We start from the raw sequence: 23,637 nt of genomic DNA, 5'->3' as shown, positions 1-23,637 counted from the left end.
CTTTGCTTACGCGCCCTCGGCCTGGAGCCGCTCGATGAAGGCCTGCAGGCTCATGCTGCCCAGGTCTTCGCCAGAACGCGTACGCACCGCCACAGCCCCATTTTCCTTCTCGCGGTCACCAATGACCAGCAGGTAGGGCACGCGCTGCAACGTATGCTCGCGGATTTTATAGCCGATCTTCTCGTTACGCAAATCCGAGCTGACGCGGAAGCCTTGCTCCGCAAGGGTTTTGGTCACGCCCGAGACGTAGTCGGCCTGGGCGTCGGTAATGTTGGCCACCACCACCTGGGTCGGCGCCAGCCAGGCCGGGAACTGGCCGGCATGGTGCTCGATCAGGATGCCGATGAAACGCTCCATGGAGCCGACGATCGCCCGGTGCAGCATGACCGGGTGCTTCTTCTGGCTGTTCTCGTCCACGTACTCGGCGCCCAGGCGGCCGGGCATCATGAAGTCGACCTGCATCGTGCCCAGCTGCCAGGTACGGCCGATGGCGTCCTTCAGGTGGTACTCGATCTTCGGGCCGTAGAAGGCGCCCTCGCCCGGCAGTTCCTGCCACTCCACGCCGCAGCTGGCCAGCGCCGAGCGCAGTGCGCCCTCGGCCTTGTCCCAGGTGGCGTCATCGCCCAGCCGCGATTCCGGGCGCAGCGCGATCTTGATCTGGATCTCCTCGAAGCCGAAGTGCCGGTAGACCGCCAGCGCCTGCTGGTGGAAGGCGGTCACCTCGGATTCGATCTGCGCCTCGGTGCAGAACACATGGCCGTCGTCCTGGGTGAAGCCGCGCACGCGAAGGATGCCGTGCAGTGCGCCGGAGGGCTCGTTGCGGTGGCAGGAACCGAACTCACCGTAGCGGATCGGCAGGTCGCGGTAGCTGTGCAGGCCCTGGTTGAACACCTGGACGTGGCCCGGGCAGTTCATCGGCTTGACCGCGTAGGTGCGCTTCTCCGACTCGGTGAAGAACATGTTGTCCTGGTAGTTGTCCCAGTGACCGGACTTCTTCCACAGGCTCACGTCCAGGATCTGGGGGCAGCGCACTTCGCCATAGCCGCTGTTGCGATAGACCTTGCGCATGTACTGCTCGACCACCTGCCACAGCGCCCAGCCCTTGGGGTGCCAGAACACCAGGCCCGGCGCCTCTTCCTGCAGGTGGAACAGGTCCTGCTGCTTGCCGATGCGGCGGTGGTCGCGCATTTCGGCTTCCTCGATGCGCTTGATGTAGGCATCGAGCTGCTTCTTGTCGGCCCAGGCGGTGCCGTAGATGCGCTGCAGCTGCTCGTTCTGCGCGTCACCACGCCAGTACGCACCGGAAATGCGGGTCAGCTTGAAGGCCTTCAGGAAGCGCGTGTTCGGCACGTGCGGGCCACGGCACATGTCCACATACTCCTGGTGGTAGTACATGCCCATGGCCTGGATGTCGTCGGACATGTCCTCGATCAGGCGCAGCTTGTAGTCCTCGCCACGCGCCTTGAAGATCTCGATCACTTCCGCGCGCGGCGTCATCTTCTTGATGACGTCGTAGTCCTGGGCGATCAGTTCACCCATGCGCTTCTCGATCGCGGCCATGTCGTCCGGGGTGAACGGGCGCTCGGAGTAGATGTCGTAGTAGAAGCCCTCGGCGATGACCGGGCCGATGACCATCTTCACGTCCGGGTACAGCTGCTTGACGGCATGGCCGACCAGGTGGGCGCAGGAGTGGCGGATGATCTCCACGCCCTCCTCGTCCTTGGCGGTGATGATGCGCAGGCTGGCATCGTGATCGATGACGTCGCTGGCATCGACCAGCACGCCATCGACCGAGCCGGCGATGGTCGCCTTGGCCAGGCCGGCGCCGATCGACTGGGCGACGTCCATGACGCTGACGGGGTTTTCGAACTCGCGGCGGCTGCCGTCGGGAAGGGTAATGTTGATCATCGCAGTGGCTTCGTGCGGGGGCCCGCGCTGCGGGCTGGAAAGCGGCTCCGGGCAGGCGCCCGGGCAATAAAAAAGCGCCGCGAGGGCGCCTGGAACGCAGGGCCTTCGGGGGCAGGTCAACCGTGGGCGGTGGTAGTGCTCATGTCGCACGCTCGGCCGGCGCTGGGCGCGGGCCACCTTGTTCCAGTCAGGATAATGACTGCGATTTTAGACCACTGCGCGGGAAAGCCCAAGCACTCCCCGTCGCGCCCCTGAATGGCCGTCGCTGGCAGCCTGAAATCGCAATGATTACCATATCCAGGCAGCCCGCCCCGTGCCAGCCTGCCCGCTTTCCCCCAGGACCTCGTGATGCGCCACCCGCTCCGACCGGCCTACGCCGGCCCCGCCCGTGTCCCGCGTTCGCCGCCCTCGCGCCGCGCAGGCTGCCGGCAATGATCACTGTCGGCCTTTCCACGCTCGGCTTCTGCAGCCTGGGCGTGCTGTCCGCGATGTTCTCGGCGACGGCCTTCTATGCCGCCTCGCCGCATTGCCGCTGGCCGCGCCTGCGCCGGGCTGGCCGGCTTGGCCGACAGATCGGCCTGGTTGCCGCTGCGGCCGCACTATGGCTGTGGATGGCCGAACTGGGCTTCGCCGCGGGGCTGGTGGCGATGCTGTGCACCTGGATGCTGGCGGCGATGCTGCTGCCGGCCATCGCCGCCTGGCACCGCCCCGGCGCGGAGCCGCGCTGATGTGGGCCCGCGCCCTCGCCGGCATCTTCGCCGGCTTCCTGCTGGCCGCGGCCGCCACCGGACTGGTGGCCTGGCTGCCGCCCGGCCCATGGCAGCACGCCCTGGTACCGGCCCTGATCGCCTTCATCCCGCTGTGGATGCTGGCCGCCCTCTGGGCGTTCAGCTTCCGCCGCGCCGCACACGCCTGGCTGGCCCTGGCCGGCAGTGCTGGCGCCGGCTTCGCCGTGCTCGGCCTGCTGCGCCTGGCCGGTGCGGTGCAATGAGACCGTCCCCATGAAGTTCTCCTCGCAGACGCTGCGAACGTTCACCACCCTGCACACCTGGGTCGGCCTGGTCGCCGGCTTTGGCCTGTTCGTGGCCTTCTATGCAGGCGCCCTGACCCTCTTCCACCATGACCTGCCGTTGTGGCAGACGCCGGGCGCGGCGACGGCATTGCCCGCGGACCTGGATGACGCACAGCACCTGCTCGAGGACGTGCTGGCAGCCCACGCGGAGGCACGCCGCCATGTCGGCATGACCTTCCCCGGCACCGACCATCCGCAGCCGCTGGCCTACTGGCAGACCGATGACGGCAGCTGGCGCTACGCATGGCCGGGACACACCGCCGGCAGCCCGACGCCGCCGCAGACCGGTCTGGCCGAACTGGTCAACGAGCTGCATTACAGCCTGGGCCTGCCGGTGGCCGGCGTGTATGTAATGGGCATCGTCAGCCTGCTGTACGGCATGGCCCTGCTCAGCGGCCTGGTGATCCACCTGCCGAAACTGCTGGGTGACCTGTTCGCGTTGCGCCCGGGCCGCAACCTCAAGCAGCAGTGGCAGGACGCGCACAATGTGATCGGCGTGCTCAGTCTGCCCTTCCATCTGATGTTCGCCGTCACCGGCGCCCTGCTCTGCCTGGCGTTCGTGCAGATGGCACTGCTCAATCCACTGATCTTCGAGGGCAAGCTGCTGCAGGCCGTGCCGACCGCGATGGATACCGCTCCGGTGCGCGAGGCCAGCGGCGTTCCGGCACCGCCGGGCAGCCTGCAGGTCCTGCATGCGCGCGCCCTGGAAGTGGCCCGCGCCCAGGGCGTGGCCAACTTCGAACCGGCCTATCTGAAACTGGCCAATGGTGGCGACGCCAAGGCCACCATCGAGATCACCGGCGAATCCACCGGCACGCTGGGCCCGCTGGGCGCGGTCGCCCTGGACGTGGCCACCGGCGACGTGCTGGCCACGCAGCTGCCGGGCCAGCGCGATGCCAATCACGCTACGCTGAGCGCCGCCTATGCGCTTCATTTCGGTGAGTTCGGCAACGGCGTGGTGGTCTGGTTGTACTTCCTGATGGGGCTCGGCGGCGCCTTCCTGTTCTATTCCGGCAACCTGCTGTGGATCGAATCGCGACGCAAGCGACGCCAGCCCGAGCAGTCGCGTGCGGCCGTCAACATGGCGCGTGCCACCGTCGGTGTCTGCATCGGCCTGTGCGTGGCGATCTCGTTGGCGTTCGTGGTAGCGCTGGTGCTCGAACGCGCAGCACCCGCGGCGGTCGACCCGGGCATCCGTTGGGCCTGTTTCAGCAGTTGGGCCGCGTGCGCGCTGTGGGCATTCCTGCGCAGGCCCGCACAGGCTGCCCGGGAACTGCTGTGGGCCGCTGCGGCCGCGACCGCGCTGGTGCCGGTCCTGCATGGTGCATTGAACGGTGACTGGCTGTGGCGTGCCGCCGCTGCCGGGCACTGGCCGCTGTTCTGGATCGACGCCGTCGCCCTGGCGATGGCCTTCGGCTTTGCGCGCCTGGCGCTGGCCAGCCAACGCCGGGCGCGCAACGGCGACCCCAACAGCGTCTGGGCCGACTGACCGCCCCGCCGGGCCATGCCGGCGGAGCGCGGCGCCTTCAATCGCCCACGCGGGCCTTGTGCCAGGGTGCCAGCATCGCGTTGAGCAGGCTGGCCTGTTCATCGTCGCCGGTCAGCTCCCACATGAAGACACCGGCCAGCCCCTGTTCGCGGGCGAACTGCGCCCGCAGGCCGATCGAACGCGGGTCTTCATAGCTGATGAAGACGTTCTCCCGCGGGTTGTACAACCACGGGCTCTGCGCCTGCGGGTGCCAGTGCCTGGTCCAGCCCGGCTGATCGAGGTAACGCGCCTTGATCACCCGCCAGTCGCCGGCATCGGCCGGCGCACTGTAAGCCTGGTACAGGCCGTCGGCAGTCTCCCCGGTCACCTTGAAGCCGCGCCCGTAGAACGGCACGCCCAGCACCAGCTTGTCCGCCGGCACGCCATGTTCGCGGTAGTACTGCACCGCACCGGCCACGTTGTTCCAGCGCCGCAGTTCCGGCGCCAGCGGGTCGGCCGGCACTTCATGCAATGGCGCGTTGAAGGTCGACACGGCCGAAAAACCGGTACCCATGTCGTAGCTCATCAGGTTGATGAAATCGAGTATCCGGGCCAGCGCCGGCAGGTCGTAGCTGGCGGCGGGATCATAGGGGCCATCGGTCTGCAGCCGGCCAGCGGCCAGCGCGGCGGTCAGCAGCATCGGCTGCCCTGCCCTGCGCCCGTACGTATCGAGCGCGGTACGGAACGCCTGCGCCAGGCGCGTCATGTTGGCCCGGTCCTGCGGACGATGGGCCAGTTCCTTCGGGCCGCCACTGACCGGAAACTCCCAGTCGATGTCCACGCCATCGAAGCTGCCTGCGTGCCGTTCGAAGAACAGCGCCATGCAGGAGTCGACCAGGCGCCTGCGGCTGGCTTCGGTCAGCGCGGCATCGGAGAACCCACCGGCGCCCCAGCCGCCGATCGAGATCAGCGTGCGCAGATGCGGATGCGCTTTTTTCAGGTCAGCCAGCTCGGCAACGTTCTTCGATGCGTCCGCACCGATCACGCATCGGCCGTCTTCGATGGTGGAGAACGCGTAGAACAGATGCGTCAGGCGCTCGGCTGGAATGCTCGACACCGGATAGCGCCCGGCCGAGCCACCGGGGTAGTAGGCGCCGAAGATCGGCGACTGCGCCGGCGCAGCGTGCACTGCGCCGGGCACGGCGGCGGTGACGAGTACGGCAAGGACGGCCAGGGTCTGGCGGAACATGGGATCTCCCGGTTCGAAGGCGCAGCCACGGTAGCAAACCGATCACGCCCCGGCGCGGCTTCATCGAATGTCGTCCACTGGACAGGCACGGACGCCCGCAGGATGACATCGGCATGTCCCTGACGCCCCACGGCAGGACAGCGCGCTGCCGTCGCCGGTACTGGCCCTTCAGAATTCTTCAGACACGCTTCCAGCACTTCAGCGAAGGACCGGGCTCAATCCAGTCTCCTTTCCGATGGAGCCCGACCATGCGTCCGTTGATGCCCTTCCTCCTTCTGCTGCTGGCATTCATACCCCACACCACCGGCGCCGCAACGCCTGCCTCCGTCCGCCTGCCCGCCCTGGAGCAGGCCATCGCCCGCGATGACCTCAAGCAGATCCGCAGCGTGCTGCTGCAGGTCGACGGCAACGTCGTCTACGAGGGCTACTTCAACGGCGCGGACGCGGGCACCCTGCACGATGTGCGCTCGGCCAGCAAAAGCGTGACAGCACTGCTGATCGGCGCCGCCATCGGCGAGGGGGCGCTGCCGGGCGTGCAGGCCCGGGTCTACGACTACTTCCCCGGATTCACCGCGCGCCACGTCGTCGACCCGCGCCTGCGCGCCATCACCCTGCAGGATCTGCTGACCATGAGCAGCCTGTGGGAATGCGACGACGAGAACCCGTTCTCGAGCGGCCACGAAGAGCGCATGTACGTGAGCGAGCGCTGGCTGGACTTTGCCCTGTCCCTGCCGGTGAAGGGCTTCGCGCCCTGGATGCAGCGACCGGAGGACAGCCCTCATGGCCGTTCCTTCGCGTACTGTACGGCCGACTCGTTCGTGCTCGGCGCCGTGCTCGAGAGGGCCACCGGCATGCCACTGTCGGACTATGCCGCCCGGGCACTGGAGCGTCCGCTGGGCATCACCGAGAGCCACTGGAACCGTTCACCGGAGGGCATCGGAATGGGAGGCGGCGGCACGCGCTACCGCAGCCGCGACCTGGCGCGGCTGGGGCAGCTGGTGCTGGATCAGGGGCGCGGCAATGGCCGGCAACTGGTTCCCCGTGATTTCATCGCTGCAATGATCCAGCCACAGGCCCGCACTGGCGATGGCAGCGAGTACGGCTACCAATGGTGGGGCCTGCAGCTGACGGTGCAGGGCAGGCAGCGGACCGTGTGGGCGATGTCCGGCAACGGTGGCAATTATGTCTTCCTGATTCCTGACAGGAATGCCGTGGCCGTAGTCACCAGCCAAGCCTACAACCGCAGCTTCGCCCATCCGCAGTCGCGGCGGATTCTCACTGAGTTCCTGCTTCCGGCACTGCGCTGAGACCGGACAGATCGGAGGGTCGCCATGCGGCGGCGAGGACCTGCGCGCGCTGCTTGGCGACATCCGCATCGATACGCGCCAGCAGCGGCTCCCACTCCGGCGCGCTGCGCAGCGGAGCATACAGCGGCGTGGCACGCAGCCATGCCGCATCGCGGAAGCCATCGTCCACCGCTTGGTGCAGCGCGGCCACGGCGGCCTTCGCATCACCCACCGACTGCAACAGCAGAGCCCGCTCGAGCGCAGCATCGGCCCAACCATCACCACTCCCCGCCGGCAGGCGCTGCAATCGCGCACGTGCCCATGCCGGATCGATGGCCGTCGATCCGTACAGGCCCGCCAGCGTCTCTCCCAACGATTGCTGCGGCCGCAGCCGGTGCGCCGTCGCGAACGCCTCGGCCGCCGCCGCGGTGTCACCGGCCAGCAATGCCAGTTCTCCCTGTAGGCGCAGCAGCTGGGGGTGTGGTGTGCCACGCGTCAATGCGATGGCCAGCTCCTCCCGGGCGCGCCCGGTGGCCCCGGCAACGTACAGGCTGCGCGGCCACGCGATGTTGGCGAACACGTTGTCCGGGTAAAGCTGGAAGTTGCGCGCATGGCGCTGCGCTGCCGCCTGGGTGAAACCGAGCAGTTCCATTTCGCGCGCCACCTGCACATCACGGAAGCGGATGCGTTCGGGTGCCTTGAGCGCGAGGTTGGCGCGCAGCGCCAGCGACAGGTGGCCCTGCTCCTGCTGCAGGTAGGCCAGCGATGCGCGGGTGCGCTCGTCCGCAGGATCGAGCTGGATCGCGCGCGCGTAGTCGGCTACCGCATCGTCCATCCGCCCAAGGCAATCATGCGCATACCCGCGCAGGGCGTACGTGGCACCGTCATGCGGCGCTCGTGCACGTTCGGAGTCGGCCAGCGCCAGCGCTTCGCGCATCTGCTGCGGAGAACCGTTGAACAGGCATCCCTGCGCCGACAATGCACGTGCCAGCCCACGCCGGGCCGCGCTGGATTCGGGATCGACCTGGAGTGCCTGGCGGTAGAGGGCGATCGCGCGTTCGTTGTTGCTCGCCTGGCCGATGCCGGCGTAATAGTCCGCGCGCTGCAGCAGGGACGTGGCTGCGGCGGGCGGAGCCTGGTCCGGCCACGCCAGCACCGCCACCGCCAACCCGCCCACCGCCACCAGCGCTGCAGCCCACCACCAGCGCCCTCGTGACGATCGGATCACTGGCGGCGGTGCCATCGGTATCGGTGCGGCGCACAGCTGATAGCCGCGCCCGCGCACCGAACGGATGTAGCGCGGCCGACGGCTGTCATCGCCGAGTGCCTGCCGCAGCAGTTTCACCCGCTGACTGACCGCATCCTCACCAACCACCGCAGGTGCCCAGACCTGGGCCGCCAACGTGTCGAAATCCACCACACGGGTGCCGTGTGCAAGCAGCACGTCGAACAGGGTCCAGCTCAGGCCACTGATGGGCAGGGCCTCACCGGCCCGGCTCACGCGCTGCGCCGGGCGGTCGATGTCCAGGTCGAGCAGGCGCAGGAGGTCCATGACAACAGCATAGCGGCAAGCCCGCTCAGGATGCCGGACAAAGAAAAAGCGGGCCGAAGCCCGCTTTCTCATTCCAGCGATGTCAGCGGCGGTGCTCAACCCGGGTTGACACCTGCCGTGATCGACCGTGGGTCGATCATTCGGCGCTGGCGCCCTCGCCTTCTTCCACGGCCTTCATCGACAGGCGGATACGGCCCTGCTTGTCGACTTCCAGCACCTTGACCTTGACCACATCGCCTTCCTTCAGCTTGTCGCCGACCTTCTCGACGCGCTCGCTGGAGATCTGCGAGACGTGGACCAGGCCGTCCTTGCCCGGCAGGATGGTGACGAACGCGCCGAAGTCCATGATCTTGGCGACCTTGCCTTCGTAGATGCGGCCCGGCTCGACGTCCGAGGTGATCTGCTCGATGCGAGCCTTGGCGGCCTGGGCAGCGATCGCGTTGACCGAGGCAATGACGATGGTGCCGTCATCCTGGATGTCGATCTGGGTGCCGGTTTCCTTGGTGATGGCCTGGATGGTCGAGCCACCCTTGCCGATCACTTCGCGGATCTTGTCCGGGTGGATCTTGATGGTCAGCAGGCGCGGCGCGTAGTCGGACAGTTCCGAACGCGGAGCGGTCAGGCCGTGGGCCATTTCGCCCAGGATGTGCAGACGGCCAGCCTTGGCCTGCTGCAGCGCCTGCTTCATGATCTCTTCGGTGATGCCTTCGATCTTGATGTCCATCTGCAGGGCAGAGATGCCCTCAGCGGTACCGGCCACCTTGAAGTCCATGTCGCCCAGGTGATCTTCGTCACCCAGGATGTCGGACAGGACGACGAAGCGGTCGCCTTCCTTGACCAGACCCATGGCGATACCCGCCACCGGGGCCTTCACCGGCACGCCGGCGTCCATCAGGGCCAGCGACGAACCGCAGACCGAGGCCATCGACGAGGAACCGTTCGACTCGGTGATTTCCGAGACGACGCGGATGGTGTACGGGAAGGCTTCCAGCGACGGCATGACAGCCAGCACGCCGCGCTTGGCCAGGCGACCGTGGCCGATCTCGCGGCGCTTCGGACCCATCATGCGGCCGCACTCACCCACCGAGAACGGAGGGAAGTTGTAGTGGAACAGGAAGTTTTCCTTGTACTCACCGGCAACGGCATCGATGACCTGACCGTCGCGGGCGGTGCCCAGGGTGATGGTCACGATGGCCTGGGTTTCGCCGCGGGTGAACAGCGAGGAGCCGTGGGTACGCGGCAGCACGCCGGTCTTCACGGAGATCGGGCGGACGGTATCCAGCGCACGGCCGTCGATGCGGACCTTGGTGTCCAGCACCGAGTCGCGCATGGTGCGGTATTCCAGTTCGCCGAATTCCTTCGACAGCTCGGCCGGGTTCCAGCCTTCGGCAGCCACGCGGCCGGCCAGGGCTTCGACCACGTCCTTCTTGATCGCCGAGATGGCATCGCGACGCTGCAGCTTGTCACGCACCTGGAAGGCTTCGCCCAGGCGCGGGCCGATGGCTTCCTTCAGGGCGGCGATCAGCGCTTCGTTCTTGGCCGGGGCTTCCCAGGTCGACGGCTTGGTGCCGGCTTCGACGGTCAGCTCGTTGATCGCGTTGATGACCTTCTGCATTTCGCGGTGACCGAAGGTCACGGCGCCCAGCATCACTTCTTCCGACAGCAGCGCGGCTTCGGATTCGACCATCAGCACGGCGTTGGAGGTACCGGCAACGACCAGTTCCAGCTGCGAGTCAGCCAGTTCACTGACGGTCGGGTTCAGGATGTACTCGCCGTTCTTGTAACCGACCTTGGCAGCGCCGATCGGACCCATGAACGGGGTGCCGGCCAGAGCCAGGGCCGCCGAAGCACCGATCAGGGCCGGAATGTCACCGTCCACGTCCGGGTTCAGCGACATCACCGTGGCGATGATCTGCACTTCGTTCTTGTAGTCTTCCGGGAACAGCGGACGGATCGGACGGTCGATCAGACGCGAGATCAGGGTTTCCTTCTCGGTCGCACGGCCTTCGCGCTTGAAGAAACCACCCGGAATGCGGCCGCCGGCGTAGAACTTCTCCTGATAGTCGACGGTCAGCGGGAAGAAGTCCTGGCCTTCGCGCGCGCTCTTGGCGGCGACGGCGGTGACCAGCAGTACGGTGTCGTCCATCTTGACGATGACGGCGCCGCTGGCCTGACGGGCGACTTCGCCGGTCTCAAGCGTGACGGTGTGCTTGCCGTACTGGAAGGTTTTGGTGATTTTTGCCACGGAGGGTGTCCTTGGGGATGCTGTCTGCGAATTTGGACCGTCGGCGACCCTTGCCGCCAGCGGGTGACCGGATCGTTCCGGCCTGAATCGGGGATTGCGGTACTACAAAACAAAACCGCGGCGCATCGCTGCGCCGCGGGGGATTCGTTGCTTAGCGACGCAGGCCAAGCTTCTCGATCAGGGCCTTGTAACGCTCGACGTCCTTCTTCTTCAGGTAGTCGAGCAGGCTGCGACGGCGGTTGACCATCTGCAGCAGGCCGCGGCGGCTGTGGTGATCCTTCTTGTGGGTCTTGAAGTGGCCGGTCAGCAGTTCGATGCGGGCGGTCAGCAGGGCCACCTGGACTTCCGGGGAGCCGGTGTCGGCGGCGCTGCGCTTGTTGTCTTCAATGACCTTCTGGGTGTCGATCGACATGTCTTTTTCTCAGTGATGCGTGGCCGGCAGGAACGCGCTTCGCGCACCGCCAGGCTCGCCGTGGACTACAGGGATGAAACCTGCGCGGGGCAGGCTGCCAGAAAATGGCCGCGAAATTGTAACGGCCAGGGGCTCCGGGGACAAGGACCGGGGCTGAACCGCCCCGCCCTGCTCAGAGGTTGAAGCGGCGCTGCGGGGCCAGCAGGCCACTGTCATCGACCTGACCGAGGCCCTGGACAGCGGCGTCCGGACCGAACACCGCCACCAGACCGCGCGGCCAGCCGGCATCGCGCAACCGCTGTCCCATGCAGAACCGTTGCGTCTGGCCGGCGTCCAGCTCGACCCGCGGATACCCGGCCAGACCGTCGGCCAGCGGCAGCAGCAGCGCATCCATGGCCGCCAGGTCGCCCGTTTCGACCATGGCCCGCAGCTGGTCCAGGGTGACCATCGCCGGCTCGCGGAACGGCTCCACCCACAGCCGGCGCAGGGCGCTGATGTGCGCACCACAGCCCAGCGCCTCGCCGAGATCACGCGCCAGGCTGCGGATGTAGGTACCCGAGCCACAGGTGACGCGCAGGCGCAGCCGCTCGGGCTGCTGTTCCAGGACCTCGATGGCATGCACCTGGACCTGCCGCTCCGGCGCCTCGATGGCGTCGCCGCGGCGGGCCTTCACGTACAGCGGCTCGCCTCCCTGCTTCAGCGCTGAATAGATCGGGGCCCGCTGGCGGATGCTGCCGGTCAGCGGTGCCAGCGCGGCCTGCAGGACGTCAGCAGTGATCTGCGGCACCGGGCGCTGCAGCAGCACCTCGCCTTCGGCGTCATCGGTGTCGGTGGTCTGGCCGAGCACGATCTCGGCGTCATAGGCCTTGGCCGAGCCCAGCAGCAGGCCGGCGATCTTGGTCGCCTCGCCGAAGCACAACGGCAGCAGGCCGGTGGCCAGCGGGTCGAGACTGCCGGTATGCCCGCCCTTCTCGGCACGGAACAGGCGACGCGCCACCTGCAGGGCAGCGTTGGAGCTCATGCCGGTCGACTTGTCGAGCAGCAGGATGCCGTCCAGGCGGCGGAACTGAATTCGGGTCATGACAGATACGGGTGTAGCGCCGGACCATGCCCGGCAAGCGCGCGGCGCGGCCTGCATCAGACATCGCGCAGCCGGAATGCAGCAACGCCGGGCATGCCCGGCGTCGCGCGGTTACTCTTCGTCGCTCTCGCGGCGCTTCTCGGCAGCCACGGTGTCGGGCAGATCGCGCAGGATGTTGTCGATGTGCTCGCCCCGATCAACCGAGTCGTCGTAATGGAAATGCAGCTCCGGCACGTGGCGCAGCTTCATCGCCCGGGCCAGGTCCATGCGCAGGCGATAGCCCAGTTCCTTCAGGCCGGCCACCGCTTCGGCCGAACGTTCCGGCATCAGCGCGGTGACGAAGACCTTGGCATGGGCCATGTCGCGGGTGATTTCCACGTCGGACACGCTCACCGAGGGCAACCCGTGCTCGCGCACGGCGTTGTGCACCAGGGTGCCGAGTTCACGGCGCAGCTGGGCGGAGACACGGTCGGTTCGATGGAAAGTCTTGGGCACGCGGTCGGGCTCTTGAATTGAATGTGACCCGACCAAGGTCGGGCCCTACCGGGAGAGACGGCCCGACCGGGGTCGGGCGCCACCTGGGGTGGACCCGCCCGCGAGGGCCGGTCCGTTGCAGCATTACAGGGTACGCGGCACTTCGATGCGCTCGAAGCACTCGATCTGGTCGCCCGGCTTGACGTCGTTGTAAGCCTTCACGCCGATACCGCATTCGGTACCGTTGCGGACTTCCTCGACGTTTTCCTTGAAGCGACGCAGCGATTCCAGCTCGCCTTCGAACACCACCACGCTGTCGCGCAGGACGCGGATCGGCTTGCTGCGCTTGACCACGCCTTCGATGACCATGCAGCCGGCGACGGCGCCCAGCTTGGAGCTGCGGAAGACATCGCGGACCTCGGCGATACCGATGATCTCTTCGCGGATCTCCACGCCCAGCAGACCGGAGGCCACCTGCTTCACCTGATCGATCACGTCATAGATGATCGAGAAGTAACGCAGGTCCACGCCGTTGGATTCGATGATGCGACGGGCCGAAGCATCCGCACGCACGTTGAAGCCGATGACGGTGGCCTTGGAGGCGGCAGCCGAATTGGCGTCCGACTCGGTGATGCCGCCCACGCCGGAGTGGATCACGTTGATGCGGATGTCGTCGTTGGACAGCGCGACCAGGGCCTGGCTCAGCGCCTGCACCGAACCCTGCACGTCGGCCTTGATGACCAGGTTGAGGACCTGCTGGCCCTCACCCTTGCCCAGGGTCGCCATGATGTCTTCCATCCGGCTGCCCGCCGTGGCGACCAGGCGCGACTCGCGGCGCTTGGTCTCACGCTGCTGGGCAACGTCCTTGGCCAGACGCTCGTCCTCGACCACCACGAAGTCGTCACCGGCCTCCGGCACGCCGGACAGGCCCAGGACCTGCACCGGGATGGACGGGCCGGCGAACTCCGGCTGCTTGCCGGTTTCGTCGAACAGCGCTCGCACGCGGCCGTACTGGATACCGCACACCAGGTAATCGCCCTTCTTCAGGCGGCCCTGCTGCACGAGCACGGTGGCGACCGGGCCGCGGCCCTTGTCCAGCGACGATTCAATCACCACGCCGGACGCGCGGCCTTCATCGACAGCCTTCAGCTCCAGCAGTTCGGCCTGGATCGAGATGGCGTCCAGCAGGTCGTCGATGCCCAGGCCGGTCTTGGCCGAGATCTCCACCATCTGGGTATCGCCACCGAAGTCTTCGGCCACGACCTGCTCGGTCAGCAGTTCGTTCTTGACCCGCATCGGATCGGCGTCGGACTTGTCGATCTTGTTGATTGCCACGATCAGCGGCACGCCGGCGGAACGGGCATGCTGGATCGCTTCCTTGGTCTGCGGCATCACGCCGTCATCGGCAGCGACCACCAGCACCACGATATCGGTCAGCTTGGCACCGCGGGCACGCATCGAAGTGAAGGCTGCGTGGCCCGGGGTATCCAGGAAGCTGATCACGCCCTTCGGCGTATCCACGTGGTACGCACCGATGTGCTGGGTGATGCCGCCGGCTTCGCCGGTGGCGACCTTGGTGCGGCGGATGTAATCCAGCAGCGAGGTCTTGCCGTGGTCGACGTGGCCCATGATGGTGACCACCGGCGGGCGCTGCACGGCTTCGCCCTGGTTTTCACCGGTCGATGCCAGCAGTGCGTCTTCGGCGTCGTTGTCGTTGGCACGGATCGCCTTGTGGCCGAGTTCCTCGGTCACCAGCGCCGCCGTGTCGTGGTCGATGGACTGGGTGATGGTGGCCATCACGCCCATCTTGAACAGCGCCTTGACCACCTCGCCGCCCTTCAGCGCGAGCTTCTGCGCCAGGTCGGCCACGGTGATCGTGTCGCCGATCGCCACTTCACGCACGACCGGTGCGGTCGGACGTTCGAAGGCATGCGGACCGGCGTTGCTGCCACCGCGCGACATGTCGCGACGGCCGCCGGCCTGGTTCCGGCCGCCCGGACGACCACGGGTCGTGCTGTTGCTGTTGCCACGACGTGCACGGTCGGCGGCCGACAGGTGCATCTGGCCGGAGAAACGATCGCCCGGGCCACGCTCGTTGCGCGGCGCGCTGCGGTTGTTGCGATCCTCGCTGCGTGGCGGAGCGCCACGCGGGGCAGCCGGGGCTGCGGCCGGGGTACGCGGCGGACGCGGTGCGGTTTCGTCGATCGGAGCGCGCGTCTTCGGCTGGCTGGCGGCCAGCGCCTCGGCGGCCTTGGCGGCAACCGCTGCTTCCTCTGCAGCCTTCTTCTCGGCTTCGGCACGCTCCTTGGCGGCAATCTCTTCCTCGCGTGCACGGACGATGGCCTCGTCGCGCAGACGGTCCTTCTCGGCCAATGCCTGCTGTTCGGCGAGGTTGCGGGCGCGCGACTCTTCCAGCTTGCGCAGGATGTCGGCGCGCTCTTCGTCCGGAGTCATCGCACGACCACCATCGGACTTGACGTAGGTACGCTTCTGGCGCACCTCGACATTCACGGTCGTCTTGCTGCGACCGGAATTGACCGTCACTTCCTGCTGTTTACGGCGGTTGAGGGTGATCTTCTTTGCAGACTGATCGGTCTCTTCCGGCGCCTGCTCGGGCTTGCCGTGCGAACGACGAAGGAAGCCCAGGAGCTTCACCTTCTCGGTGCTGGTCACGACCTGGTCGGGACCGCTGAACTTCATGCCGGCACCGGCCAGCTGTTCAAGCAGTTTTTCGACCGGTGTGTTGACCAGTTCGGCAAGCTTGCGGATGGTGGTTTGCTGCGACATTCGGATCCTATGATCTTGTGGGCGCCCCCCCGCATCTGGAGGTGGCGCGGATTCTACGCCCTGAGCGGCTCAGGGCCCTGTTCATTGCCGGCTCATTCGCCGCGTTCCAGTCGGGCGATCTCCTCGGCACGCGCGGCCAGGATCAGCGCGGCGGCGCGCTCCTGGTCCAGCCCTTCGATGCCGAAGTCCACGACCTCGTCGGCGGCCAGGTCGGAGAGATCCTCGCTGGTGCGCACGCCGTGGCCGGCCAGCGCATACGCGGTGGCTTCGTCCATGCCCTTCAGGGACAGCAGGTCCTGCGCCGGCTGGCCGTCTTCAAGGCCTTCCTCGACTGCCAGGGCCTCATTGAGCAGCGCATCGCGGGCACGAGCGCGCAGCTCTTCGACGATATCCTCGTCGAAACCTTCCACGGCCAGCAGTTCGCCGACCGGGACATAAGCGATTTCCTCGACGGTGCCGAAGCCTTCGCTGACCAGGATGCCGGCGATCTCCTCGTCCACTTCCAGCTTGTCCATGAACAGCTGGCGGGCCGAAGCCTGCTCGGCCTCCGACTTGGCGGTGACCTGGTCCTGGGTCATCACGTTGAGCTGCCAGCCGGTCAGGCGGCTGGCCAGGCGCACATTCTGGCCACCCTTGCCGATCGCCTGGGCCAGGCGGTCCTCGGCAACGGCCAGATCCATCGAGTGCTTGTCCTCATCGACGATGATCGACTGCACCTCGGCCGGCGCCATCGCATTGATGACGAAGTTGGCCGGGTTGTCGTTCCACAGCACGATATCCACGCGCTCGCCATTGAGCTCGTTGGACACCGCCTGCACGCGCGAACCGCGCATGCCGATGCAGGCACCGATCGGATCGGTGCGCTGGTCGTGGGCCAGCACGGCGATCTTGGCGCGGTCGCCCGGATCGCGGGCACAGGCCTTGATTTCCACCAGGCCCTGACCGACTTCCGGCACTTCCAGCTTGAACAGCTCGATCATGAACTCCGGCGCGGCGCGGCTGATGAACAGCTGCGGGCCACGCGGCTCCGAGCGCACTTCGGCCAGGTAGCCGCGGACGCGGTCACCGGCGCGCAGCACGTCGCGCGGAATGCCCTTGTCCTTCGGGATGAAGCCTTCGGCGTTGCCGCCGAGGTCGACGTAGATGTTGCCACGCTCGGCACGCTTGACCACACCGGTGATCAGCTCGCCGACGCGGTCCTTCCATGCGTCCACGACCTGCTGGCGCTCGGCTTCGCGAACGCGCTGCACGATCACCTGCTTGGCGGCCTGGGCGGCGATGCGGCCGAAGTCCGGGTTCTCGATCTGCTCTTCGATGTAATCGCCGACGTCCACGCCCTCGGCTTCATCGATGGCGTCCATCAGGCGGATCTGGCGGTCGGGCGACTCCATGACCACGTCATCGGCCACCACTTCCCAGCGACGGAAGGTTTCGTAGCTGCCATCCTTGTGGTCGATGACCACGCGGGTCAGCACTTCCTCGTCGGGATAGCGCTTCTTCGCTGCCGAGGCCAGGGCGGCCTCGATGGCATCGAAGATCACTTCACGCGGCACGCCCTTCTCGTTGGCGACCGCGTCGACTACCAGCAACAGTTCCTTGCTCATTGGCTCACTCCGCGCGCGGCTTCTTTGCCGCCGGCTCGTTGGAAGAAGAATTCTTGTTCGGCTTCGGACGCTTCGGTGCCGGACCGGTCGGCTTGCTCGGGGCCAGCCCCAGCGCCACCCAGTCGGGCAGGATCCGTGCCTTGTCGATGTTGTCCGCCGACACGACCACTTCGGCCTTGTCGACGATGAAGGTGATGGTGCCCGCAGCCTCGTCGGTCGCTTCGATACGGCCCTGCAGGCGACGTCGGTTGTCCTGCGGCAGCTTCAGGGTGACCTTGGCCGACTCCCCCAGGTGGCGAGTGAACTGCTCCAGGTTGAACAGCGGACGATCAACGCCCGGCGAGGACACTTCCAGCGTGTAGTTGCCGCTGATCGGGTCTTCGACGTCCAGCTGCGCCGACACTTCGCGGCTGACCCGCTCGCAGTCGTCGACATTGATGATGCGCTCGGGCTGTTCGGCCAGCGGCACGTCGATGTAAAGGCGCAGGGTCGCACCGCCGGGGGCCGGCAGATACTCAACGCCCAGCAGCTCCAGGCCCAGCGACACAACGGTCGGGGCGAGCAGATTCGCGATGTCGGTTGCCTTGTCGCTCACAGCCTGCCTTGATCTCTTGGTTGGGTGCCGGCCATGGCCGGCGTGAACATGACGCCCCGGAAACGACAAAGGGCCCGCAGGGCCCCTTTTTCCGGAAAGACTCCGGTGACTGGATTCCGGTTGCAGCACGCCGCGAAGGCATGTTGCGAGCCCTCCTTCCGGGTGAGGTCTCCCCAGGGGAGCGCCGCCTTCAGGGGTACTGCTTAGGCCGATGATGATAGCGGCTGCACCGCGCTGGTGCAAGGCAGGGACCCGGGTCAGATCCCTTTTCCACGGAAAAAGGGATCTGACCCCGAACACGGGGAAAGCACACAGACCTCAAAGAAAAACGCCTTCGAAGCAGGACTTCGAAGGCGATCTCTTTACTTGGTAGCGGGGGCAGGATTTGAACCTGCGACCTTCGGGTTATGAGCCCGACGAGCTGCCAGACTGCTCCACCCCGCATCAGAAGCGGAATCATGAGGCATAACTGCAATAAATGCAAGCTTTCCCTCATTCATCAAGCCGGATGGCGCCGGCCTGATGTTGGTAGCGGGGGCAGGATTTGAACCTGCGACCTTCGGGTTATGAGCCCGACGAGCTGCCAGACTGCTCCACCCCGCACCGGAAGTGTTTGAGCTGCTGCCCCACCCTGACGAGGGGGATGTCGCAACGATGTTCTGGCTGAACCGCTGCAGTGACAACTCAGGCTGCGCATATTACACGAATCGCGCAGCTTTGTGTCAACTTTTATGCAAGATGCGCAAAAGCCTGCTGGCACCAGACCATGATCGGGTTCCAGGCCAGGCCCAGGGCCAGCAGCGCCAGCGCGTTCACGCCCAGCACCAGGCCCAGCACGCGATCGTTGCCGCGCGGAATGGCCTCGCCCACCGGCTCATCGAAGTACATGACCTTGATGACCCGCAGGTAGTAGAAGCAGCCGACCACTGCGCACAGCACGCCGAGGATCGCCAGCCACAGCAGGCCGCCGTTGACGGCCGCACCCAGCACCGCCAGCTTGGTCCAGAAGCCGAGGAACGGCGGAATGCCCGCCAGCGACGCCATGATGCACAGCACCAGGCCGGCCATCCACGGGTCGCGGGCGTTCAGGCCCTTGAAGTCCTCGATGTTCTCGGCCTCGAAGCCGGCACGCGACAGCGCGATGATCGCGCCGAAGGCAGCGGTGGACATGATGGCGTAGGCCAGCGCATAGAACAGCGCGGCAGCGTAGCCCTGCGAGCCACCACCGGCGATGCCCATCAGCAGGAAGCCGATGTGCGAGACGGTGGAGAACGCCAGCATGCGCTTGAGATTGCTCTGCGCAATCGCCATCAGGTTGCCGATCACCAGCGATACGGCGGCCAGGCCGGCGATCAGCAGCTGCAGCTCGGTCGACAGCGGACCCACGCCCATTTCCAGCAGGCGGTAGGCCATGCCGAACGCAGCCAGCTTCGGTGCCGAGCTGATGAACAGCGCGATCGGCGCCGGCGCACCCTGGTAGACGTCCGGCAGCCACATGTGGAACGGTGCCGCACCCAGCTTGAAGGCCACGCCCGCGATCATGAACACCGCGCCGGTGATCAGCAGCACGCGCTCTTCGGAATGCGGGATGGCATCGCGGATCACGTCCAGGTGCAGGCTGCCGGTGGCGCCGTAGATCAGCGACATGCCATACAGCAGCAGGCCGGAGGCAAGCGAACCGAGCACGATGTACTTCATCGCCGCTTCCGAGGCCAAGCCGCTGTCGCGGTTGCTGGCCACCAGCGCATACGAGCACAGCGCCAGCAGTTCCAGGCCCAGGTAGACCATCAGCAGGCTGCCGGCCGAGACCAGGATCATCATGCCGGCCGTGCCGAACAGGATCAGCACCGGGATCTCGCCCTGGAACAGGTTGCGGTCGCGCAGGTAGCGCCAGCCGTACACAAGGGTCAGGCCGCTGAGCAGCACGATCCCGGTCTTCATCACGTCCGCGGCGGTATCGCGCACGAACATGCCATGGAAGACCTCTCCCTGCCCGCCCACGCCGGTCGCCAGCATGAACAGCACGACGGCCAGTGCAGCAACCGAGAACAGGTGGGTGACGATCTTGTTCCGCTCGCTGACGAACAGGTCGAGGATCATCAGGGCGAAGGCGCTGCCGATCAGCACCAGCTCGGGGGCGAGCGGAGGCAGGTCAGCAGCGGTCAATGGCAGCAGCGGCGAGGTGGTCATCATCAAATCCTGGAATTACAGCAGCTTGCTGGATGCGATCTGCATCGCCAGCTTCGCGATCGAGGGCTCCATCAGGTCGGTCAGCGGCTTGGGGTAGATGCCCAGGGCAAGCACGCCGATGGCGAACACGCCCAGCACCAGCCATTCGCGGCCGTTGATGTCCTTCAGTTCGGCGACATGGCTGTTGGCCACTTCGCCGAAGAAGATGCGCTTGTACAGCCACAGGGTATAGGCCGCACCGATGATCAGGGTGGTGGCCGCGCCCAGGGCGATCCACGGGTTACGCTGGAAGGCGGACAGGATGACCATGAACTCGCCGACGAAACCGCTGGTGCCCGGCAGGCCCGCATTGGCCATGAAGAACAGCATGGCGAAGGTGGCGAACCAGGGCATCACATTGACCACGCCGCCGTAATCGGCGATGCGGCGGCTGTGCATGCGGTCGTACAGCACGCCGACGCAGGAGAACATCGCACCCGACACGAAGCCGTGCGAGATCATCTGCACCATCGCGCCCTGCAGGCCCAGGCGGGCCGCATCGACGTTGCCGGCTTCACGCACCAGCCACAGGGCAATGAAGGTACCCAGGGTGACGAAACCCATGTGCGCGATCGACGAGTACGCGATCAGCTTCTTCATGTCGTCCTGGACCAGGGCGACCAAGCCAACGTAGATCACCGCGATCAGCGACAGCGCGATCACCAGCCAGGCCCACTCCAGCGAAGCATCCGGCACGATCGGCAGGTTGAAGCGCAGGAAGCCGTAACCACCGATCTTCAGCGCGATGGCGGCCAGGATCACCGAACCGGCGGTCGGCGCTTCCACGTGCGCATCCGGCAGCCAGGTGTGCACCGGGAACATCGGCACCTTGACCGCGAAGGCGATCAGGAAGGCGAAGAAGATCCAGGTCTGCTCCTTGGCCGTCAGCGGCAGCGCGTACAGATCGGCCAGCTGGAAGCTGCCGCCCTTCATGTACAGGTAGATCAGCGCCACCAGCATCAGCACGGAGCCGAGGAAGGTGTAGAGGAAGAACTTCAGTGCGGCGTAGATGCGACGCGGGCCACCCCAGACACCGATGATGAGGAACATCGGGATCAGCATCGCTTCGAAGAACACGTAGAACAGCATCGCGTCCGTCGCAGCGAAGATGCCGACGGTGACGCCTTCCAGGATCAGGAAGGCCGCCACGTACTGGTTGACGCGCTTGTCGATCGCGCTCCAGGCACCGATCAGGGCAAGCACGCTGACCAGGGTGGTCAGCAGGATCAGCGCCACGGCGATGCCGTCCACGCCCAGGTTGTAGCCGATCTTGTACGCCGGGATCCACGCATGGGTCTCGACGAACTGCAGGCCATCGATGCCCGGGTTGTAGCCGCCCAGCAGCGAGAGGCTCGCCACGAAGGTCAGCACCGCCACGCCCAGCGACGCCCAGCGGGCGGTCTGAGCATCACGGATCGCAAGGATCAGGGCACCACCGATGATCGGCAGCCAGATGAGGACACTGAGTAGAGGCCAGTTCGACACGTCTTCTTATTCCGTACAGGTCATCAACGCAGGTAATGCATCAGCACGCCCAGCAGGGCAATCAGGCCGATGATCATCGCGAAGGCGTAGTGATAGAGGAAACCGGATTGGGTACGACGCAGCACGCCGGCTGCGACGTCCACAACACGTGCCGAGAGATTGACCACGCCGTCGACGATGTTGCTGTCGATCCAGCGCGAGACCCTGCCGAGCTTGACGCTGCCACCGGCAAAGCCATCGATCCACAGCTTGTCGAAGCCGTACTTGTTTTCCAGCACCGACACCAGCGGGGCGAAGGCCTTGCGTGCCTTGCCCGACAGGTCCGGCTTCCACAGGTAGAACAACGCGGCCAGCAGGAAGCCCGCCAGGGTCAGCCAGAACGGCGGCAGCATCATGCCGTGCAGCGCGAACGCCACCGGGCCATGGAACTCCTCGCCGAGGAAGGCCACGGTGTTCTTGGCCGGATCGTAGAAGTCGACGATGCCGGTGAAGAACGTGGTCGCCTGGCCCTTGATCGCCTCATGGGCGTGGTGGCCGGCCCAGTCGGTGCCGTGCAGCATCGGACCGATGCTGAAGAAGCCGATGGCGATCGACGGGATGGCCAGCAGGATCAGCGGCAGGGTCACCACCCACGGGGTCTCGTGCGGCTCGTGCGCGCCGTGCCCATGACCGTGGTCGTCATGGTGGGCGTCGGCATGGTGCGCATCAGCGGCATGGTGATCGTCATGGCCGTGGCCATGATCGTCATGCGCGTCGCGGAAGCGCTCCTTGCCATGGAAGGTCATGAACAGCAGGCGGAAGCTGTAGAAGCTGGTCACCAGCACGCCGCCCAGCACCGCCCAGTAGCCATAGGTGGCCACCCAGCTGCCCTGGATATGCGCATGGATCTCGGCGGCCTCGATGATGGTGTCCTTCGAGTAGAAGCCGGAGAAGAACGGCGTACCGACCAGGGCCAGGGTACCGATCCACATGGTGATGAAGGTGATCGGCATGTACCTGCGCAGGCCGCCCATCTTGCGCATGTCCTGCTCGTGGTGCATGGCGATGATGACCGAACCGGCGCCGAGGAACAGCAGCGCCTTGAAGAAGGCGTGGGTCATCAGGTGGAACACGGCAGCCGAATAGGCCGAAACACCCAGCGCCACGGTCATGTAGCCCAGCTGCGACAGCGTCGAGTACGCGACCACGCGCTTGATGTCGTTCTGCACGATACCGATCAGGCCGGTGAAGAAGGCCGTGGTGGCACCGATGAACAGGATGAAGTCCAGCGCGGTCTGCGACAGCTCGAACAGCGGCGACATGCGGGTGACCATGAAGATACCGGCGGTCACCATGGTCGCGGCGTGGATCAGCGCCGAGATCGGCGTCGGGCCTTCCATCGAATCCGGCAGCCACACGTGCAGCGGGACCTGGGCCGACTTGCCCATGGCGCCGATGAACAGGCAGATGCAGATCAGCGTGGCGATCGACCAGATCACCGGCTCGTTCAGCAGCTGCATCCCGAACAGGGTGCCGTCCCAGATCTGCAGCTGGGCGCGCGGGTCGGCCAGCATGCTGGCCTGCGAGAACACCTCGGAGTAGTCCAGGGTGCCGAACACCCACAGCACGCCGGCGATGCCCAACAGGAAGCCGAAGTCACCGACGCGGTTGACCAGGAACGCCTTCATGTTGGCGAAGATCGCGGTCGGGCGCTTGAACCAGAAGCCGATCAGCAGGTACGACACCAGGCCCACCGCTTCCCAGCCGAAGAACAGCTGCAGGAAGTTGTTGCTCATCACCAGGGTGAGCATCGAGAAGGTGAACAGCGAGATGTAGCTGAAGAAGCGCTGGTAGCCCGGATCGTCCTGCATGTAGCCGATCGTGTAGATGTGGACCAGCAGCGACACGAAGGTCACCACCACCATCATCATCGCGGTCAGCTTGTCGACCATGAAACCGACGTGGGCCGAGTACTGGCCGACTTCGAAGAAGGTGTAGACGTTCTGGTTGAACGGCTGCGCCCCGCCCCACAGCAGCTGGTAGAGCGTGTACATCGACAGGCCGCACGCAACCGCAACGCCGAGGATGGTGATGGTCTGCGCGCCGAAGCGCTTGACCTGGCGACCGAACAGGCCGGCGATGATGCTGCCGAACAGCGGTGCAAGCACCACTGCGATCAACAGACTCTTGGAGAGAGTGATTTCCATCTGT

The 23,637-nt window shown here is 66.1% G+C and carries 17 protein-coding genes and 2 tRNA genes; 4 read left to right on the top strand and 15 right to left on the bottom strand.

The window, feature by feature from the left end:
* Positions 1–6: 6 nt before the first annotated feature.
* Complete coding sequence (gene thrS, locus AC06FB_RS05595; RefSeq protein WP_065175534.1) at positions 7–1,908, bottom strand: threonine--tRNA ligase; 1,902 nt, start codon at positions 1,906–1,908, stop codon at positions 7–9.
* Between the two features lie 431 nt (positions 1,909–2,339).
* Between thrS and AC06FB_RS05590 the strand changes: the two genes are divergently transcribed.
* From AC06FB_RS05590 to AC06FB_RS05580, 3 genes are read left to right on the top strand one after another with little or no spacing between them, the layout of a single operon-like run.
* Positions 2,340–2,636, top strand: coding sequence for a hypothetical protein (locus tag AC06FB_RS05590; protein ID WP_053518685.1), 297 nt, complete (start codon positions 2,340–2,342; stop codon positions 2,634–2,636).
* The gene (locus AC06FB_RS05585; RefSeq protein ID WP_053518684.1) at positions 2,636–2,899 is read left to right on the top strand and encodes a hypothetical protein; all 264 of its coding nucleotides are present in this window, start codon (positions 2,636–2,638) and stop codon (positions 2,897–2,899) included. The genes AC06FB_RS05590 and AC06FB_RS05585 overlap by 1 nt, the downstream gene beginning before the upstream one ends.
* 10 nt (positions 2,900–2,909) lie before the next feature.
* The gene (locus AC06FB_RS05580; RefSeq protein WP_478053450.1) at positions 2,910–4,469 is read left to right on the top strand and encodes a PepSY-associated TM helix domain-containing protein; all 1,560 of its coding nucleotides are present in this window, start codon (positions 2,910–2,912) and stop codon (positions 4,467–4,469) included.
* 37 nt (positions 4,470–4,506) lie between these two features.
* Here the strand turns inward: AC06FB_RS05580 and AC06FB_RS05575 are convergent, their stop codons facing one another.
* On the bottom strand, positions 4,507–5,697 hold the full coding sequence (locus AC06FB_RS05575) for a glycoside hydrolase family 18 protein (protein WP_065181860.1): 1,191 nt from the start codon (positions 5,695–5,697) through the stop codon (positions 4,507–4,509).
* Positions 5,698–5,945: 248 nt separating this feature from the next.
* Between AC06FB_RS05575 and AC06FB_RS05570 the strand changes: the two genes are divergently transcribed.
* Positions 5,946–7,004, top strand: a complete 1,059-nt coding sequence (locus AC06FB_RS05570) for a serine hydrolase domain-containing protein (protein ID WP_197571686.1) — start codon at positions 5,946–5,948, stop codon at positions 7,002–7,004.
* Here AC06FB_RS05570 and AC06FB_RS05565 read toward each other — a convergent pair.
* The 13 genes from AC06FB_RS05565 to nuoL all read right to left on the bottom strand — a co-directional run bounded on the left by AC06FB_RS05565 (position 6,973) and on the right by nuoL (position 23,633).
* Positions 6,973–8,535, bottom strand: a complete 1,563-nt coding sequence (locus AC06FB_RS05565; protein ID WP_478053449.1) for a winged helix-turn-helix domain-containing protein — start codon at positions 8,533–8,535, stop codon at positions 6,973–6,975. The two genes, AC06FB_RS05570 and AC06FB_RS05565, sit on opposite strands and share 32 nt — an antisense overlap.
* A 136-nt stretch (positions 8,536–8,671) precedes the next feature.
* The gene (gene pnp / locus AC06FB_RS05560) at positions 8,672–10,780 is read right to left on the bottom strand and encodes a polyribonucleotide nucleotidyltransferase (RefSeq protein WP_053518678.1); all 2,109 of its coding nucleotides are present in this window, start codon (positions 10,778–10,780) and stop codon (positions 8,672–8,674) included.
* 151 nt (positions 10,781–10,931) lie between these two features.
* Positions 10,932–11,192, bottom strand: coding sequence for a 30S ribosomal protein S15 (rpsO, locus tag AC06FB_RS05555; RefSeq protein ID WP_005417886.1), 261 nt, complete (start codon positions 11,190–11,192; stop codon positions 10,932–10,934).
* A 172-nt stretch (positions 11,193–11,364) separates the two neighbouring features.
* A complete protein-coding gene (truB, locus tag AC06FB_RS05550; protein ID WP_065181858.1) occupies positions 11,365–12,273 on the bottom strand; it encodes a tRNA pseudouridine(55) synthase TruB in 909 nt (302 codons plus the stop codon).
* A 111-nt stretch (positions 12,274–12,384) separates the two neighbouring features.
* Positions 12,385–12,768: a 30S ribosome-binding factor RbfA gene (gene rbfA, locus AC06FB_RS05545; RefSeq protein WP_053518676.1), complete on the bottom strand. Its 384-nt coding sequence runs from the start codon at positions 12,766–12,768 to the stop codon at positions 12,385–12,387.
* A 123-nt stretch (positions 12,769–12,891) separates the two neighbouring features.
* Entirely contained in the window at positions 12,892–15,534 is a 2,643-nt protein-coding gene (infB, locus tag AC06FB_RS05540) for a translation initiation factor IF-2 (protein ID WP_065181857.1), read from the bottom strand.
* Between the two features lie 92 nt (positions 15,535–15,626).
* Entirely contained in the window at positions 15,627–17,138 is a 1,512-nt protein-coding gene (gene nusA / locus AC06FB_RS05535) for a transcription termination factor NusA (protein WP_053518673.1), read from the bottom strand.
* A 4-nt stretch (positions 17,139–17,142) separates the two neighbouring features.
* Positions 17,143–17,733: a ribosome maturation factor RimP gene (gene rimP / locus AC06FB_RS05530; protein ID WP_053518672.1), complete on the bottom strand. Its 591-nt coding sequence runs from the start codon at positions 17,731–17,733 to the stop codon at positions 17,143–17,145.
* Positions 17,734–18,100: 367 nt separating this feature from the next.
* Positions 18,101–18,177 (bottom strand) — tRNA-Met (locus AC06FB_RS05525).
* A gap of 82 nt (positions 18,178–18,259) precedes the next feature.
* Positions 18,260–18,336 (bottom strand) — tRNA-Met (locus AC06FB_RS05520).
* 126 nt (positions 18,337–18,462) lie between these two features.
* On the bottom strand, positions 18,463–19,923 hold the full coding sequence (gene nuoN, locus AC06FB_RS05515; protein ID WP_461289164.1) for an NADH-quinone oxidoreductase subunit NuoN: 1,461 nt from the start codon (positions 19,921–19,923) through the stop codon (positions 18,463–18,465).
* Positions 19,924–19,938: 15 nt separating this feature from the next.
* Positions 19,939–21,447: an NADH-quinone oxidoreductase subunit M gene (locus tag AC06FB_RS05510; protein WP_053519919.1), complete on the bottom strand. Its 1,509-nt coding sequence runs from the start codon at positions 21,445–21,447 to the stop codon at positions 19,939–19,941.
* A 23-nt stretch (positions 21,448–21,470) separates the two neighbouring features.
* Complete coding sequence (gene nuoL / locus AC06FB_RS05505; RefSeq protein WP_053519918.1) at positions 21,471–23,633, bottom strand: NADH-quinone oxidoreductase subunit L; 2,163 nt, start codon at positions 23,631–23,633, stop codon at positions 21,471–21,473.
* Positions 23,634–23,637 lie beyond the last annotated feature (4 nt).

The sequence above is a fragment of the Stenotrophomonas sp. Steno-C15 genome, assembly GCF_056393265.1.
Note: the sequence above shows the minus strand (reverse complement) of the source record. Positions and strands in the feature narration are given on the sequence as shown.

Coding starts and splice junctions, on each gene's coding strand:
- thrS (WP_065175534.1), bottom strand. CDS start 1,908: ATGATCAACATTACCCTTCCCGACGGCAGCCGCCGCGAGTTCGAAAAC.
- AC06FB_RS05590 (WP_053518685.1), top strand. CDS start 2,340: ATGATCACTGTCGGCCTTTCCACGCTCGGCTTCTGCAGCCTGGGCGTG.
- AC06FB_RS05585 (WP_053518684.1), top strand. CDS start 2,636: ATGTGGGCCCGCGCCCTCGCCGGCATCTTCGCCGGCTTCCTGCTGGCC.
- AC06FB_RS05580 (WP_478053450.1), top strand. CDS start 2,910: ATGAAGTTCTCCTCGCAGACGCTGCGAACGTTCACCACCCTGCACACC.
- AC06FB_RS05575 (WP_065181860.1), bottom strand. CDS start 5,697: ATGTTCCGCCAGACCCTGGCCGTCCTTGCCGTACTCGTCACCGCCGCC.
- AC06FB_RS05570 (WP_197571686.1), top strand. CDS start 5,946: ATGCGTCCGTTGATGCCCTTCCTCCTTCTGCTGCTGGCATTCATACCC.
- AC06FB_RS05565 (WP_478053449.1), bottom strand. CDS start 8,535: ATGGACCTCCTGCGCCTGCTCGACCTGGACATCGACCGCCCGGCGCAG.
- rpsO (WP_005417886.1), bottom strand. CDS start 11,192: ATGTCGATCGACACCCAGAAGGTCATTGAAGACAACAAGCGCAGCGCC.
- truB (WP_065181858.1), bottom strand. CDS start 12,273: ATGACCCGAATTCAGTTCCGCCGCCTGGACGGCATCCTGCTGCTCGAC.
- infB (WP_065181857.1), bottom strand. CDS start 15,534: ATGTCGCAGCAAACCACCATCCGCAAGCTTGCCGAACTGGTCAACACA.
- nusA (WP_053518673.1), bottom strand. CDS start 17,138: ATGAGCAAGGAACTGTTGCTGGTAGTCGACGCGGTCGCCAACGAGAAG.
- nuoN (WP_461289164.1), bottom strand. CDS start 19,923: ATGACCACCTCGCCGCTGCTGCCATTGACCGCTGCTGACCTGCCTCCG.
- nuoL (WP_053519918.1), bottom strand. CDS start 23,633: ATGGAAATCACTCTCTCCAAGAGTCTGTTGATCGCAGTGGTGCTTGCA.